The 15,279-nt window shown below is 68.6% G+C and carries 17 protein-coding genes; 7 read left to right on the forward strand and 10 right to left on the reverse strand.

The features are described from left to right. Positions 1-80: 80 nt before the first annotated feature. The 3 genes from NBT67_RS14740 to NBT67_RS14750 form a co-directional block, all read right to left on the reverse strand. Entirely contained in the window at positions 81-1,808 is a 1,728-nt protein-coding gene (locus NBT67_RS14740) for a pyrroloquinoline quinone-dependent dehydrogenase (protein WP_251342520.1), read from the reverse strand. Between the two features lie 3 nt (positions 1,809-1,811). Beyond that, entirely contained in the window at positions 1,812-2,708 is an 897-nt protein-coding gene (locus tag NBT67_RS14745) for a hypothetical protein (RefSeq protein WP_251342521.1), read from the reverse strand. Positions 2,709-2,894: 186 nt separating this feature from the next. Continuing rightward, complete coding sequence (locus NBT67_RS14750) at positions 2,895-3,428, reverse strand: plastocyanin/azurin family copper-binding protein (protein ID WP_251342522.1); 534 nt, start codon at positions 3,426-3,428, stop codon at positions 2,895-2,897. Between the two features lie 144 nt (positions 3,429-3,572). Between NBT67_RS14750 and NBT67_RS14755 the strand changes: the two genes are divergently transcribed. From NBT67_RS14755 to NBT67_RS14765, 3 genes are read left to right on the forward strand one after another with little or no spacing between them, the layout of a single operon-like run. Continuing rightward, on the forward strand, positions 3,573-4,826 hold the full coding sequence (locus NBT67_RS14755; RefSeq protein ID WP_251342523.1) for an ABC transporter substrate-binding protein: 1,254 nt from the start codon (positions 3,573-3,575) through the stop codon (positions 4,824-4,826). Then, a complete protein-coding gene (locus NBT67_RS14760) occupies positions 4,823-5,596 on the forward strand; it encodes an ABC transporter ATP-binding protein (RefSeq protein WP_251342524.1) in 774 nt (257 codons plus the stop codon). Before NBT67_RS14755 ends, NBT67_RS14760 begins: the two co-directional genes overlap by 4 nt. Further along, entirely contained in the window at positions 5,593-6,348 is a 756-nt protein-coding gene (locus NBT67_RS14765; RefSeq protein ID WP_251342525.1) for an ABC transporter permease, read from the forward strand. The genes NBT67_RS14760 and NBT67_RS14765 overlap by 4 nt, the downstream gene beginning before the upstream one ends. Positions 6,349-6,362: 14 nt before the next feature. Here NBT67_RS14765 and NBT67_RS14770 read toward each other — a convergent pair whose 3' ends face one another. The 3 genes from NBT67_RS14770 to NBT67_RS14780 are packed head-to-tail and all read right to left on the reverse strand — an operon-like array spanning position 6,363 to position 8,597. Next, on the reverse strand, positions 6,363-7,166 hold the full coding sequence (locus tag NBT67_RS14770) for an ABC transporter permease (protein ID WP_251342526.1): 804 nt from the start codon (positions 7,164-7,166) through the stop codon (positions 6,363-6,365). Next, positions 7,166-8,257, reverse strand: coding sequence for an ABC transporter substrate-binding protein (locus tag NBT67_RS14775; protein ID WP_251342527.1), 1,092 nt, complete (start codon positions 8,255-8,257; stop codon positions 7,166-7,168). The genes NBT67_RS14770 and NBT67_RS14775 overlap by 1 nt, the downstream gene beginning before the upstream one ends. A 49-nt stretch (positions 8,258-8,306) precedes the next feature. After that, on the reverse strand, positions 8,307-8,597 hold the full coding sequence (locus tag NBT67_RS14780; RefSeq protein WP_251342528.1) for an amphi-Trp domain-containing protein: 291 nt from the start codon (positions 8,595-8,597) through the stop codon (positions 8,307-8,309). A 56-nt stretch (positions 8,598-8,653) separates the two neighbouring features. On the opposite strand from NBT67_RS14780, the gene NBT67_RS14785 reads away from it, so the two are divergent. Continuing rightward, on the forward strand, positions 8,654-8,944 hold the full coding sequence (locus NBT67_RS14785; RefSeq protein WP_251342529.1) for an ArsR/SmtB family transcription factor: 291 nt from the start codon (positions 8,654-8,656) through the stop codon (positions 8,942-8,944). 101 nt (positions 8,945-9,045) lie between these two features. Beyond that, on the forward strand, positions 9,046-10,266 hold the full coding sequence (locus tag NBT67_RS14790) for a sodium:calcium antiporter (RefSeq protein WP_251342530.1): 1,221 nt from the start codon (positions 9,046-9,048) through the stop codon (positions 10,264-10,266). A gap of 37 nt (positions 10,267-10,303) precedes the next feature. Here the strand turns inward: NBT67_RS14790 and NBT67_RS14795 are convergent, their stop codons facing one another. Then, positions 10,304-11,326 carry a sodium:calcium antiporter gene (locus tag NBT67_RS14795; RefSeq protein ID WP_251342531.1) on the reverse strand — a complete coding sequence of 341 codons (1,023 nt, stop codon included), beginning with the start codon at positions 11,324-11,326 and terminating at the stop codon, positions 10,304-10,306. 65 nt (positions 11,327-11,391) lie between these two features. Beyond that, positions 11,392-12,180, reverse strand: coding sequence for an SDR family oxidoreductase (locus tag NBT67_RS14800; protein ID WP_251342532.1), 789 nt, complete (start codon positions 12,178-12,180; stop codon positions 11,392-11,394). 173 nt (positions 12,181-12,353) lie between these two features. Between NBT67_RS14800 and NBT67_RS14805 the strand changes: the two genes are divergently transcribed. Continuing rightward, entirely contained in the window at positions 12,354-13,001 is a 648-nt protein-coding gene (locus NBT67_RS14805; protein WP_251342533.1) for a helix-turn-helix domain-containing protein, read from the forward strand. Positions 13,002-13,064: 63 nt separating this feature from the next. Continuing rightward, on the forward strand, positions 13,065-13,358 hold the full coding sequence (gene ddfA / locus NBT67_RS14810; protein ID WP_251342534.1) for a DdfA family disk-determining factor: 294 nt from the start codon (positions 13,065-13,067) through the stop codon (positions 13,356-13,358). 312 nt (positions 13,359-13,670) lie between these two features. On the opposite strand, the gene NBT67_RS14815 is transcribed toward ddfA, so the two are convergent. Together NBT67_RS14815 and NBT67_RS14820 are read right to left on the reverse strand one after the other, a co-directional pair. Beyond that, the gene (locus tag NBT67_RS14815; RefSeq protein WP_251342535.1) at positions 13,671-14,012 is read right to left on the reverse strand and encodes a hypothetical protein; all 342 of its coding nucleotides are present in this window, start codon (positions 14,010-14,012) and stop codon (positions 13,671-13,673) included. Continuing rightward, positions 14,012-15,154 (reverse strand): aromatic ring-hydroxylating oxygenase subunit alpha, encoded by a 1,143-nt coding sequence (locus tag NBT67_RS14820; protein ID WP_251342536.1) that lies wholly within the window; start codon positions 15,152-15,154, stop codon positions 14,012-14,014. The genes NBT67_RS14815 and NBT67_RS14820 overlap by 1 nt, the downstream gene beginning before the upstream one ends. Positions 15,155-15,279 lie beyond the last annotated feature (125 nt).

A 15,279-nucleotide genomic window follows, 5' to 3' on the forward strand; every position in this document is an offset into this window, starting at 1 on the left:
GATAGTATCCGTGAGTTTCACTCTCACAATAGCTAAATGCGCCGCTATCGAGTCGCGAAAAAACGGAGAAGTCGGTCGGGTTACTCTTCGCTGAGGCCGAAGACGGCGATGGTGGAGCCACGGCGACCGCCGTGGAGCCAGCCGGAGCCGCCGACCTGGACCGCGACGTACTGTTTGCCCTCGCCGGGGTCGTACCAGCTGGAGAGCGACGAGCAGATCGGTGCGCCGAGCTGGAACTGCCAGAGGCGGTCACCGCTCTCGCCGTCGTAGGCGATGATGTTCCCGTTCTGGGTGCCGGTGAACATGAGGCCGGTCGCGGTCGTGATCGACCCGCCCCAGAGGTAGTCGCTGGTGACTTCCTGGGAGATCCAGTCGCGCCAGACGACGTCGCCCGAGGCCGGGTCGACGGCGACGATGGCGCTGAGGTTGCCGTTCCAGTCGGCCGGTTCGGTGACGTCGGGCCAGTCGTTGAGGCCGCCGCCCCAGTAGGTCTGGCCGGCCTCGTACTGCGCCTCCTCCCAGAAGATCTCGTGAGGCGCGTTGTTCTGGTTCATGTACATCAGGCCCGTCTCGTGGCTGTACGACGGCGGCTGCCAGTCGTTGCCACCGTGTGCGCCCGGCACGAAGGCGACCCGACGGTCCTCGTCGGTGTGTGGAATCATCTTCCACATGTTGATGTGCTGGGTCGTCTCCTCGGAGCGCTCGAGCAGGCGACCGTTCTCGGCGTCCATCGTGTAGACCCAGGCGGTCTTGCCGGGGCTGAGGACGACGTCGCGCGTCTCGTCGCCCATCTCCATGTCGTTGACGCGGATCTTGGTCGCCGAGGAGTCGTAGTCCCACACGTCGTGGGGGGACTCGCCGTAGTGCCACTGGATGGACCCGTCGTCGGCGCTGAGGGTCAGCGTCCCGATGGTGTAGCGGTTCGGACCCGGACGGACCGTGCCGTCGAAGTCCGGGCCGGGGTTCCCGACGGGCGCGTGGATCATGCCGCTGTCGGGATCGATGGTCGGCGTCATCCACACGGTACCGGCGCCGTGTTCGTGGGAGTCGCCGGCCCACTCCTCGGGCGGCGTCGTGTTGGTTCGCCAGATCTCGTCCCCGCTCTCGGGGTCGAGCGCCGCGACGAACCCGCTGACGCCGTACTCGCCGCCGGCGGAGCCGGTGATGACCTGGCCCTCGTAGACGACGGGCGCCCAGGTGGCGGAGTAGCCGATCTCGTGGTCACCGGTCGACTTGTACCACGCCTCTTGGCCGGTGTAGCGGTTGAGCGCCACGACACCGGAGTCGAGCGTGGTCATGTAGACCTTGTCGCCGTAGACGGCGAAGCCACGGTTGTTCGCGTCACAGCAGAGTAGGAGCCCCTGCGGGTTCGCGTACGTGTAACTCCAGAGGGTCTCGCCGGTGCGGGCGTTGATCGCCTTCGCGTGGTTCGGCCCGTTGGTCTGGTACATGACCGGCGGATCCCCGGGGACGACGATGGGGACGCCCTCCATGCTGGAGGCGACGCCGCTCTGTACCAGATACTCCATCTGGAGGTTCTCGACGTTGTCGGGCGTGATCACGTCGGCGGACGTGTACCGCTGCTGCTGGTAGTTCCCGCCGTACATCAGCCAGCTCTCGGGGTTGTCGACCGCCGAGGCGTGGAGATCCTCCTGGGTGACGTCTCGCTGGGGGATCTGCTCGATGTCGAACTGGTGGGTGATCGACTCGTCGGGCAGGTTCGTCAGCGTGTACCCGTCCTCGACCTCCACCATCTCGATGTTCTGTGCCGCCTGAGCCGCTTTGTCTACTTCCTGAATGCTAGCCATGCGTTACGCACCTCCCGTGCGCGGGGCGCGCATTTCGTCCGTGATGCGCATCACGTCGTTCGTGAGATCCTCCTGTCCGACGATCATCATCGCCGCACCGGCCGACAGCGCGGCGGTGAGCTGCGCGTCGCTCAGCTCCTGAGCGCCGGCGAGGTCCTCGGCGGCGTTGGCGAGCAGATGCAGTCCGGCGTACATCTGCTTGAGGTCCCCGTAGTTGTTGTCGAGGATGGTGTCCGTCAGGAGTACCTCGTTCTGCCAGAGGTACGTATCGAGGTAGTCCGTCCACAGCAGGACGCCCGCCGCCGCTCGCTGGTGGAGCGGAGCGATGTTGGCGGGGTCGAACCCCTCGACGCCGGCCGGGATGTTCTTCGTCGGCACCCACATGGCCAGCCGTTCCTTGTTGTTGACGACGTTGACGACCGTCGACGTCAGCTCCTCCTCGGTGTAGCCGAGTTCGAGGAGCGCGGACGCGAGCGCGCCCGTGCTGATGAGTTCGCGCGCCGTCGCGGCGATGTGCTCGGGCGTGAACTCCGGCAGGTTCTCCTCGACGCTCTCGAAGAAGCCGACTTCGACGAGATGCTCGTGGATCGCCCAGCCGGGCTCGGCGAGCTCCTGATAGGCCGTGCTGTCCTCGGCCGGGACGCCCATCGCGCGGAGCTCGTCCAGCTGAGCGATCTGTCCTTCCAGGGCGGCGAGTTCGCTACCCAGCAGACCCGCGTCCAGTTCTCCGGTCAGGTCCTCGCTGATGGCCTCGCCCATCGCGGCGAGTTCCCCCGCCGTCTCCCCTTCTACTTCTCCCCTGAGGTCGCTCAGGGTGAACTCACTACCTGCTGCCACTGCGCCGGTCAACCCGACGACCTTGAGGAACTGTCGGCGGTCCTCTTGGTCGATCTGGGGCATTCCGTTTACATATTGCGACATGCCATACCACTCCGTACGTAGCGTAGGAATTGTCTATATTTAACTTTGTGATATATTTCACAATTGAAGACGTTAATTAAATATGAGTGTATAAGGGGCTATAGCGGAAACGTGCGCTGCCGAGAGGATGGGACCGTCTATCCGCCGTTGTCGAATTTGTTCGGGTTATCGGACCGTGAGTTGACCGATCATCCCGGACGCCACGTGGGGGACACAGACGTAGGTGTAGTCGCCGGTCGTTTCGAAGGTGTGGTAGTACGACGTTCCGGCCGCGTTGAGCGAGAGGTGGTTGACGTTCTCGCCCGAGATGTCGTAGCTCGCGAACGGCTCCGCACCTTCCGGGAGTTCGACGTCGCTCGCGGCGTCGGGGTGTCCCGAGACGTTGTGGCCGCCAGAGTCGAAGACCCACTCGACGGTGTCGCCCTGTGACACCGCGGTGTTCGCCGGTTCGAACTGGAGGCTGCCACCCGGACCGACGGAGATCGTCGCGTCCGGCTCCGGCGCCGGCGTCGACGTGGCCGTCGCCGTCGCCGTGGCCGTCGGTTCCGGGGTGTCGGTCGCCGTCGCCGTCGCCGTCGCCTCTCCGCCACCGCCACCGTTGCCGCCGGAACAGCCCGCGAGCCCGGCGAGAACGACACTGCTGAACGTGGCTGCGAATTTCCGCCGCGACAGGAACTCGTTCGACTGCTTTGAGACCATCGACTCGAACTTCGGTTTGCGTCTAATAAACCTGATGAAGTCGCGTCAGGGACTCCCACACACACGCCCGGACATGTCCGATCCGCTACCAGATCGCGGCCGTTCGCCGGCAGTTTATATATGGCGTGGGACCAAGCATCCACCGTGCGAGTTCGAGAGTTTCCCGTCCTCGGCGACGAGGACGAACGAGCGGTCGAGGCGTTCGCCGCGGGACTCGACCGCGAGGCGGCGCGGGTCCTCGCCTATCTGGTCGGGCGCGAGGACACCGACCGCTTCTCCGGCGAGGCGGCGTCGCGGCTGGCCGTCCGCGTCGGCGTCGACCTGGGTCGCGGCCGGGTCTCCGACGTCCTCGCCACGCTCACCGACAGCGGTCTGGTCACCGAGACGACCGTCGAGAGCGAGGCGCCGGGCCGTCCCCCCAAGGGCTGGCGCGCCGACGCCGGCCACGACCGGACGGTCGAGCGCGTGCGCGCCCTCCACTCCGAGGCGCTGCTCGACCGGGCGGCGTCGGTCGCCGCGAGCCTCGGCGACGACGTCGGCGTCGACGCCGGCGCACGGTCGGGGACCCTCGATCCGGTCGCGGTGGGGCTCAACTGGGAGCCCAACGGTCTCCACGCGCCCCTGTTCGCGGGGCGCTACGACGTCGACGTGAGCTTCACGGGCCGTCGCGGCTCCCGCGCCGCGCTGTCCGCGGTGGCCGACGGCGACGTCGACGTGGCGCTCACCGGCGCCGCGACGCTGCTTCGCGCCCACGCCGACGGTCACGACGTGATCCCCCTCGCGCTCTACTACCAGCGGGCGATGGTCGTCCTCTACACCACCCGCGAGACGTTCGGGGGTCCGCTCCGGAGCGTGGAGGACGTGCGCGGCCGTCGGGTCGCCATGCCCGCCGGCTCCGAGACGGGGGCGCTCGGGCGGCTCTTCCTGTCACAGGCCGGCGTCGTCGACGACGTGACCGTCGTCCGCGCCGACGGCGAGGAGCGCGAGGCGCTGCTCGACGGCGACGCCGACGTGGCGACCGGCGTCTTCACCGATCCGCTGGAACTGGAGGCCGCCGGCCACGACGTGGATTCGGTGCTCGTGGCCGACCACTTCCCGGTCCCCGGGCCCGCCTTCGTCGTCCGCCGGGAGACGCTCCGGGACCGTCCCGCCGCGCTCCGGGGGTTCCTCGAAGGCGCGATGGCCGGCTGGAGCGCCGCCAAGGTCGACCCCGCGGCGGCGGTCGACGCCCTCGACGGACGAGGCGGCGAGCGGGACGCGGCCGAGCGGCGCAAACTCGCCCAGGCGCTCGACCGCTTCGCGGACAGCGACGCCGTCGAGAAGAACGGCTGGGGGTGGCACTCCGTCGAGACGTGGCAGCGGCTCCGGATCGCCCTCGATCAGGCGGACGCGCTATGATTCGGGTCGAGGATCTGTCGGTCACCTACGGCGACCTCCGCGCGCTCGCCGACGTCTCCCTCGACGTCGCCGACGGCGAGTTCGTCACGGTCGTCGGCCCCTCGGGCTGTGGCAAGACCACGCTCCTTCGGACCATCGGCGGGCTGGAGGAGCCGACGACGGGCCGCGTCACCGTCGACGGCGACCCGCCCGAGGTCGCCCAGTCGGACGCCCGCCTCGGCTTCGTCTTCCAGGAGCACACCCTGTTGCCTTGGAAGACCGCCGTCGAGAACGTCACCTTCCTCCGGCGGATGGCGGGGAAGGACCCCGACCCCGAGGGCGCCCGCGACCTGCTCTCGACGACGGGGCTCGACGGCTTCGAGGACGCCCGCCCCGGCGAACTCTCCGGGGGCATGAAACAGCGGGTCGCCATCGCCCGCGCCATCCACCTCGGCGCCGAGGTGTTGCTCATGGACGAACCGTTCGGCGAACTCGACGAGATCACCCGCGACGAGATGAGCGTCGAGATCCTCCGCCTCTGGCGCGAGAACCGAAAGACCGTCGTGTTCGTCACCCACAGCGTCCCCGAGGCCGTCTTCCTCGGCGACCGCTGCATCGTGGTCTCGGGGTCGTCCGGCGCCGACCCGGCCGCCGGCGACGACGCGCCCGGTCGGATCGTCGGCGAGTTCGACGTCGACCTCCCGCGTCCCCGCGACGAGTCGGTGTTCGGCTCCGAGGCCTTCGGGACCCAGGTCGCCGAGGTGCGCCGGGCGCTCCACGACGACGCATGAGCGTCGCGGAACGCGTTCCGCTCCCCGACGTGACGCTCCCGGTCGCGGGACTGGTCGCCGCCGTCGGCTGCTGGTGGGCGGTCACCGTCGCCTTCGCCATTCCCCCCTTTCTCCTGCCGTCGCCGGCCGCCGTCGCCGCCCGCCTCGCCGGCGACCCCGCGCTCTACCTGTCGAGCGCCGCCGAGACGCTCCGGAAGGTCCTCGTCGGCGGCGCCGTCGGGGTGGTCGCCGGCTTCGCCATCGCCGTCCTCGTCGCCACGATCCCCCTGCTCAAGCGGGCGATCTACCCCTACCTCGTCGCGATGCGCGTCCTCCCGAAGATCGCGGTCGCGCCCCTCTTTCTCATCTACTTCGGCGTCGGCTTCGGGACGGCCGTCCTCTTCGTCGCCCTCGTCGTCTTCTTCCCCGTCGTCGTCGGGACGGCCGCGGGCCTCTCGCGGACGCCCGAGGCCCACCTCGATCTGCTCCGGTCGGTCGACGCCGACCCCGTCCGGACCTTCCTCGCAGTACGGCTGCCCCACGCCCTCCCCGACGTCTTCGCCGGCCTGAAACAGGCGGTCACGCTGGCCGTCGTGGGCGCCGTCGTCGCGGAGTGGATCCTCTCGAACGACGGCCTCGGCTCCCTGATCCTCGTCGCCTCGGAGAACGTGCAGGTGGACGTGATGCTCGCCGCGCTCGCGGTGTTGCTCCCCATCGGGTTCCTCCTCTACGGCGGCGTGACGCTCTGTCAGCGCGCGGTCGCGTGGGCCTAGCCCCTGTCCAGTCGCTAGCCCCAGTCCAGGCGCCGCTCCACCGCCGCGGGCACGAGGTAGAAGCCGAGGCCGAGGAGGGTGAGGGCGCCCAGGGTCGCGAAGGTGGCGCTCGTCCGCAGGAACTCGGCGGTGTGGAACAGCCGGTAGCCGAGCCCGGACTGGAGGGTGAGGAACTCCGCGACGACGGTGCCCACGACGGCCAGCGCGGCGGCGAGTTTCACGCCGGCGAAGACGCTCGGCGCGGCCGCGGGCACCCGGACCCGGAGGAAGGTCCGCGCCGGCGACGCCCGAACCGAGCGGGCGAGGTCGGTGTACTCTCGGGGGACCGACCGGAGCCCGTCGACCGACGCGATTGCGACGGGAAAGACGGTCATGGTGGTGACGAGGGCGGCCCGCGAGAGGACGCCGTCGCCGATCCAGAGGAAGACGAGGGGGGCGACCGCGATCAGCGGCGCGATGCGCAGCGCGATCAGGTAGGGGTGGAGGATCGCGGCCGCCGCCCGCGACCCGACCATCGCGAAGGCGAGGGTGAGACCGACGACGACCCCGCCGACGAGGCCGAGGGCCGCCGTCGCCGCCGTGACGCCCGTCGCCGCGAGCAGCGTCCCCCGGGCCGCCACGGCCGCCGTCGCCACGTCGACCGGCGAGGGGAGGATCACCTCCGGGACGCCGGTCGCCGTCACGAACCACTGCCAGCAGCCGACGACGACGACGAACACCGCGACGGGGGGCCAGGCGTGGCCGAGGACCGACCGGACGGTCCCGCCGCTCACCGTCGGCGTCTCGACGGCCGCGAGTCGCCGATCGGAGGTCGACATCAGACGACGTCGGCGTACGACCCCACGTATCGGGAGTCGGTGTCGAGGTAGTCGTTGGTCCAGACGGCGCTCGGGTCGACTTCGCCGCCCAGGGCGTCCGCGTCCGCGAGGGCGTCGCGGACGACCCGCCAGGGTTCGGCCTCGCTCCACCCCCAGCCGTGGTCCCTGACGGCGTCGCTCAGCATGAACTCCCCGGCCATGGTCTCCCACTTCCGGCGCTGCTGGTCGCGGGACTCCGAGAGGACGCCGTTCGCCTCGACCAGCAGGTCGGTCGCCTCGCCGGGGCGCTGCTGAGCCCACGCGGCCCCGCGGGCGGTCGCCCGGAGGAACGCCCGGACGGCCTCGGGGTTGGCTGCGGCCCAGTCCCGCTCCGCCGCGATCACGTGGCCGTAGGAGGGGATCGCGTTCGCGACGGGGATGCTGTCGACGGTGTAGTCCTGGGCCTCGGCGCTGATGGCGTCGCCGAAGACGCCGCCGGCGGCGTCGATCTCGCCCGCGAGGAGCTGCTGGACCGTGTCGTAGCCGGTGTCGACCATCTCGACGTCCTCGCGGACGCCCGCCTCCGCCAGGAGCAGCGAGGTGAGCATCCGCACCATCCCCGGACCGGTGCCGACCGTCTTGCCGGCGAGTTGCTCGACGTCGGTCAGTTCGCCGCCGAAGGTCTCCCGCGTCGAGAACACCACCGCCGGACTCCGCTGCATCACGACCCCCACCGACTGCGGTGAGAGGCCCCGGCTGTTGATGTTCAGCACCTGATCGCTGCTCGTGACCGCGAAGTCGACGTTGCCGAGGCCGGCCTGCTTCGCCGAGAACGTCGATCCCTCTCCCGTCTCGATGGCGTCGAGCGTCAGCCCCTCCTCCTCGTAGAACCCCTTCGCCTTCGCGGTGAAGTAGGGGACGTGGAGCCCGCTCGGCTTCCAGTTGAGGAGCAGCGACGACTCGCCCGGGATCGGCGTCCCCGTGGCCGTGCCGGTGGGTGTCGCCTCCCCGCCGGCCCCGGCGTCCGTCCCGCCGAGACATCCCGAGAGCCCCGTCGCCCCGGCAGCGCCCGCCGCGACGAGAAACGATCGTCTCGTCGGTGTGGATTCCATGGGCGCCACTCAGGACACGGATAGTATAAAAATTCCGGTGAAACGTTTATTAACTGACCCCGATCTCGTCGTCCGACGGCGACCACTCGAACTCGAGTTCGAGTTCCAGTTGGCGGTGGGTCTCGCCCACGAACTCCACCTCGACCTCGATGGGTTCGTCGAACTCGAAGGGGATCTCCCACTCGTCGGTGGAGATCGTGAGTCGGGGCTCCGATTCGATCTGGTCGGCGAGGTCACGCAGGAACGCCGCCGTCGACTCCCGGGAGAGGCGCACCTCCCGCTCGAAGTAGCCGTCGGTGACGGTCCGTGGACCGTCGTTCGCGTCCGGCAGGTCGGCCATACCGTGCCATACGAGGAGAGAGGTAAAATAGTGTGCGTCCCAAGGACGGACGACCGATGTCCCTGTTCGACGTTCTCGGGAGCAAGGCGCGACTACAGATCATCCGCGAACTGTCCACGGAACCCCGGTACGTCTCCGAACTCGCCGACCGCGTCGGGATGGACGGCAAGACCGCGGTACACCACCTCTCGACGCTCGAGGAGGCGGGCATCGTCGAGAGCTACCGGACCAGCCGACGGAAGTACTACCGGCTGACCAAGCGCATCGAACTGCGCGCCTCGCCCGAACCCGACCCCATGTTTCTGCTACACGCCGTCGACGTCGACGAGGCCGAACAGTCCCGGTAGCGCGACGTCCGCCCCGCTCCCGACGGCGCGTGTATAATAATTCAATGCACGTTACTACTCGCGTACTAACATACATAACGGTCGACCGCTATCGACGGTCCATGGTACGCACGCGGATGGTTGTCGGTATCGTGTTGTTGCTGTCGCTTCTCGTCGCTTCTCCGGCGGCGTCGGCGGTGGCCGACGACGTGGGGATCGAGGCCCCCGTCGACCCGGTCCTCGCCCAGGAGGAGGGTGAGGAGGAAGAGGGCGGTATCGAGGGGGCCATCGAGGGCTTCATCGAGGCACAGGGCACCGTCGGGGCGGTGATCGTGTTGCTCGGCGGCGCCCTCCTGCTGGCCGCCAGTACGGAAAAGCTCATCAGTTACCTCGCCCGCGCCGCGCTCAACCTGAAGATGTCGCTGTTCGCGCTCGCCATCATCTTCACCGGCTTCGAGTTCGACGACACGATCCTCGCGCTCGTGTTGTCGGCCGGCGGGCTGGAGGAGGCGGCGCTCGGGTCGGCGCTCGGGACGGGGCTGGCGATCATCGGCGTGACGCTCGCGCTCGCGGCCCTCGTCGAGCCGTTCCCGGTCGACCTGCCGAACGACTACGTCGCCATCTTCGGGCTCGCGCCGCTGATCCTGGTCCCCTTCGTCCTGCTGGGGACGTTGACGGCGATCCACGGGATCGTCCTGACGGCCTTCTTCGTCTTCGCGTTCGGCTACTTCATCGTCCGGGAGCGCCGGCGCGACGTGCCCGTGTTCCGGAACACGGATCTGGGAAAGCAGCTCCGCCCCGACGGCGGAACCGCGACGCGGGCGGACGCGCTCGACGAGATCGCGGAGGAACGGATCCTCGGCGACCTCGCGGACTCCGGGATCGTGTGGATCGTCCTCTCGATCCTGGCGCTGGTCGGCATCGTCTTCGCGGCCATGCTCCTCGAGGGCGGCTCCGGCGTCGTGATGGAGGGGTTCGGCCTCTCCGGCACCGTCTTCGGGGCGACCATCCTCACCCTGATCCTCACCTTCGAGGACATCATGCTGACGCTGGAGCCGGTTCGGCGGGGCTTCCCCGAGATCGGCGTCGGCAACGTCATCGGGAGCGTCCTGTTCTCCGTGACGGGGAACATCGGCGTCATCATGTTCCTCAGCGAGGTGAGCATCTCCTCGTCCGTCCTCACCTTCCACCTGCCCTTCATGATCGTCGTGACGGCCCTCGCCGCGTACTTCTTCTACGAGGGGCAGATCGAGCGGTGGCACGGCGCCCTGCTCGGGGGGCTCTACGTCGCGTACTGGGTGATCGCGCTCGTCGTGTTCAGCGGCGTCCCGATCGGCGAGTAACGTCCCCCCGGCCATTTCGACCGCCGGAGCCGTGCCCTCACACCGCGTAGTTCGCGACCCAGTACGCGGCGTACGCGGCGAGCAGGACGGCGCCCGTGGGGCGACCCACCTTCCCGCGGTAGAACGCGACGGCGACGACGAGCATCGTCCCGAAGAAGAAGGGCCAGTGGACGGTGACGACCGAGCCGGTCGTGTTCAGCGGGTGGACCAGCGCGATCAGCCCCGCGTTGGCGCTGACGAAAAAGAGCATGCTCCCGACGACGTTGCCGACGCCGATGTGGGGTCGCCCCCGGCGGACGGGCTCGACCGTCAGGAACAGTTCCTCCAGCGACGCGATGAAGCTCATCACCGTCGCGCCGAAGGCGAGGCCGGTCACCCCGAGGAGCGTCAGCAGTTCCTTCGCCCCCTCGACGGCGAGTTCGGAGCCGACGGTCATCCCCACCGTGGCGACGACGGCGACGCCGAGAAACGCCGGACCCTCGTACCTCTCGGGGACGTGCTCCTCGACCAGGTCGTCGACGTCGAGGTCCAGATCCACGTCGAACCACTCCTCGTCGTCGTCGTCCTCGCTCGCCTCCCGCTCTGCCTCCATGACTTCCACCTCCTCCGAGGAGAGATAGCGGGTGTCCGTGTACCGCTCGAGCGTGTAGACGACGGCGAGGTAGGGGACGAACGTCGCGGTGAGGACGGCGCCGTCGAACCGGGAGAGGGTGCCGTCGAGCGCGAGGCCGAAGAAGAGAAACGGGGCCAGCAGCATGAGTCCGAGGTAGTTCCGCGGCACGTCGGTCTCGAAGGGGACGAGGACGCCGGCGAGGCCGACGGCCGCCCCGAGGATGAACAGCGCCTCGCCGAAGACGGTGCCGAGCGCCAGGTCCGGTAACTGGTCGTACGCGGCGGCGATGCCGAGGATCACGTTCTCCAGGTCCGTCCCCGCGAGGACGACGGTCAGGAAGAATCCGGAGACGCCGAGCGCGAGCGCCCCCTCGGCGACCGCCTCGATGAACGTCTCGACGCTGACGATGACGACGGCCACCCCGACCAGGAACAACACGACCGACACCAGTTCGCCCGACAAGCCGAGTACCATGAGGGTTGACGGGGGCATACGCCCACCGTCACATAAGCCTACAGGTTCGAGGCGCTCTCGCCGCCGTCGACGGGGACGGCGGCGCCGTTGATGTACCCCGACCGCTCCGAGGAGAGGAAGGCGACGACGTCGCCGAACTCGGACGGCTGGCCGATCCGGCCGAGCGGGGTGCCGGCGCTCCAGTCCGCGAGTCCCGCCTCGTAGTCGGGGTAGTCGCCGCGTTCGACCGCCTGTGTCACCACCTCCTCGATCCGCGGCGTCTCGTGGATACCCGGCAACACCGCGTTCGCCCGCACCTCGGGGGCGAGTTCCCGCGACAGCGTCTTCTCCAGGCCGACGACGCCCATCCGGACCGAGTTCGACAGCACGAGCGACTCGATGGCCTCCTTGACGCTCATCGAGGCGACGGTGACGACGGTCCCGCCGCCGTCCCGGAGGTGGGGCGCCGCCTCCCGAACCAGGCGCACCACGCTCATCACCAGCAGGTCGAAGGCGGCGTCCCAGTCCCCGTCGTCGGTGTCGAGGAAGGGGCCGCTCGGCGGCCCGCCGGCGTTCGTCACCAGGTGGTCGAGGCCGCCGAACGACTCGACGGTGCGGTCGACCAGCCGTTCGACGTCGGCGGGGTCGGTCAGGTCGCCGCGGACGCCCATCACCTCGCCGGTCGCCGTCTCGCGGACGTCCGCGACGGCGGCGTCGAGTCGGTCGGGGTCCCGGCCGTTGAGGACGACGTTCGCGCCCTCGGCGGCGAGCGTCGCCGCCGACGCCTTCCCCAAGCCGCTGCTGGAGGCCGTCACCAGGGCCGCGTCGCCGTCGAGTCCGAGGTCCATGCGCCGACGTGTACTGCGGTCCGGCAAAGAGTCACCGATGCCGGAAATCCGTTCGGTGACGACTCCCAAACGGTAAAGTCAGTCCGCCTCCCCAGGGTGGACATGAACGGGCACGTCGGTGGCCGGTCGACCGCCCTCCCTACGGTCACGACACCGCGGTCGGGGGTGGTGGGATGAGTCTCATCGCCGTCGTCGACATCGACCACCCGGACCTGGCGCTCACGCCGACCATCCGCTCGACGGACGCGTCGATTCAGGTGGTTTCCCACACCGCAACCGACCCCGAGACGGGGATGTTCTTCTTCCTCGTCGAATCCGACTCCTTTCCCACGTTCGAGGCGGCCCTCGAACGCGACCACACGGTCGAGGAGTCGATGCTGGTCGCGGAGGCGTCCTCGACGCGCATCTACCGGCTCCGTCACACCCCCGGGACGAAACTCGTCTCCCCCACGACCACCGAGATGGGCGGCCTCATGCTCGAAGCCGAGAGCACCGACACCGGGTGGTCGATCCGCATGCAACTCCCCGACCGCGAGACGCTCGGCACGCTCTGGGAGTACTGCGACCGCGAGGAGATCGAGTTCGAGATCGACCACATCTACAGCCTCGACGAGTTCTCCGTCGACGACGGCGTCGGACTCACCGACGCCCAGCGCGACGCCCTGCTGACCGCCTACGAGGCGGGCTACTTCGAGGAACCGCGCGGTACCTCGCTGCAGGAACTGGCCGACGACCTCGGCATCTCCCCCACCGCCGTCGGCGGGCGCATCCGGCGCGGCACCTCCCGACTCATCGAGCGGACGCTCCTCGAGGACGAGTGACCGGCTTAAAGGCCACAGGTGAGACACCCGGAGAGTCAACCCTCCGGCCGAACACCGTCGACTATGAGCACTGCTACCACGGATCGTGGCGAGATCCACCACGTCCACCACGACGCGGACGGGGACGAGCGGCTGAGTGTCACGCTCGTCGAGGCCGTCGCCTCGCTCGCCGACACCGAGCCAGCCGACCTCCCGCCCCTGGAGTCCCGGATCAACGTCGCCGCGCTCGACGCCCTCTGGGACACCGACGGCCCCGGTCGACCCTCCGCCGGCTGTCTCACCTTCTCCTACGGCGGCTACGTCGTCGTCGTCCGGAGCACCGGTACCGTGTTCCTCCGCGACACGGCCGAAGCGTAACATATCCGTTCCGACACGGCTGGCTATCGGCTTTTCCAGTGACAGTACACGCGAGGCCGCACTCGTCACTCACGTCTCGGAACCCGCGGCGGTTCGCCCGGTCGGTCCGTCGCCGACGCGAAGCGTCGGCTGCCCGATTGACCTTCAGTCCGGTTTCGCCCTCGGCGAAACGCGGGACCCTCCGCAGACCGGGATTCGACCCCGACGATGACGGACGGCTGATACTCGACTATCGAGGCGGATTCGATCCGGCGTCGCTCGAAACTTCTCGGATTCCAGTATAGTTACTAATTCCGGTACGACGCCGACCGGTCAGACGACGGCCACGTGGTCGTCTCGCGGTTCCCAGAGCGCGCCCGTCAGCCGTCGGTCGTGGACCGCATCGAGCGTCTCGCCGACGGTCCAGCCCCACTCGCTCGCCGCCGCGGCGACGGTTCCGAGCGCGGCGTCGGGGTCACCGAGGGCGGCGACGGCGTCCTCGACGTCGGCGTTCGGCGGGAGGTCGGGGAGCGATGGGGGTCGCTCCCACACCACGTCGTGGCCGGTGACCGCGTGGTGGCGCCGGTAGAACCGCACCACCTCGTTCGGGTCCTCGGCGGTCCTCCGCTCCTCGCAGTCCGGACAGGACGCGACGGGGGAGTCGTTCCGGGCCATCAGGCGTCGTACGCCTCCTGGGCGAGCCGGTGGAACCGGTGGAGGGTGTGTTCGTTGGGGCCGAGCTGTCCCTGGCCGAGCGCGCCCGACCGGAGGCCCTCGTACTGCCGTTCGCACAGTTCGAAGTCCTCCTCCTGAAGCTGGCGGCTGGTGCGGACGAACTCCTCCTCGTCCTCGCTGAGGTCCGACTCCGCGAAGTAGTAGTCCGCGATCAGCTGGAACCGCCCCTCGTCGATCGGATCGACGATGTACGTCCCGTAGCCGTCCGCGGTGCCGTACATGTTGACCGTGAAGTTGGGCCAGAAGTAGTGGAACTGGGCCTCGTGTTCGTCGTGGATGCGCAGTTCGTCCTCGACGTCCTCCTCGTGGGTGTAGTGGAGCACCCAGTGGTAGTCGTTGACCTCCAGTTCCGACTCGTCGAGCTGGATTCCCCTGATCCAGTCCTGGTGGTTCGCCTGACAGTGGTCGCACTCGGAGTAGTTGCCGCCGAAGGTCTTCCAGTTGCACTCCACCTCGGAGACGTACCGGCGGGCGTGTTCGTACTCCGACAGCGGGAGCGACTCCAGCCGGGTCTTCAGCTTCCCGGCCTGTTCGGCCAGCGTGAGCGGCGGGTCGTCGGCGAAGTTCAGGAAGACCAGCGGGCCGATGTCGTCGGTGCGAACCTCCATGAGGCCGTTCTCGTCGGGATCGAGCCCCGAGACGTCCGCGTCGTCGAGGTCCGGGTTGAGACTCGCCTCCTCGAAGCTCCGGGGCGTGCTCCGCAGGTCGCCGTCCAGGTCGTAGGTCCAGAGGTGGTACGGACACTGGATCCGCCCCATGTTCCCGGGGTCGGTCATCGGCGTGTCCTCGACCATCTTCGAGCCGCGGTGCGCACAGACGTTGTAGAACGCGCGCACGTCGCCGTCCTCGTCGCGCGCGACGACGACCTGCTTGTCGCCGACGGTCCGGGTGAAGTAGTCGCCCGTCTCGGGGATGCAGTTCTCGTGACCGGCGTAGACCCAGTACCGGGAGAAAATCTTCTCCTTTTCCATCTCCCAGACGTCGGGGTCGGTGAAGTATCTCGCCGGCAGGGCGTTCGTCTCGTCGGTGATGTCGGGGCTCACGGCGCTCACTTCCTCCGCGCCGTCGTTCCACCGTGTCATGTACCCTCACGTCGACGCCCCGGGATCAAAGTCCCTGACCTGTCTCACGTGTGGCCTTTAATATGGATTGACGATTCGCCCCCGAAACGGCTGGGGAACTTACGAATCAGATATAAAACCGGGAA

Origin of the sequence: Haloplanus sp. GDY1 (assembly GCF_023703775.1) — an archaeon.
Taxonomy (GTDB): domain Archaea; phylum Halobacteriota; class Halobacteria; order Halobacteriales; family Haloferacaceae; genus Haloplanus; species Haloplanus halophilus.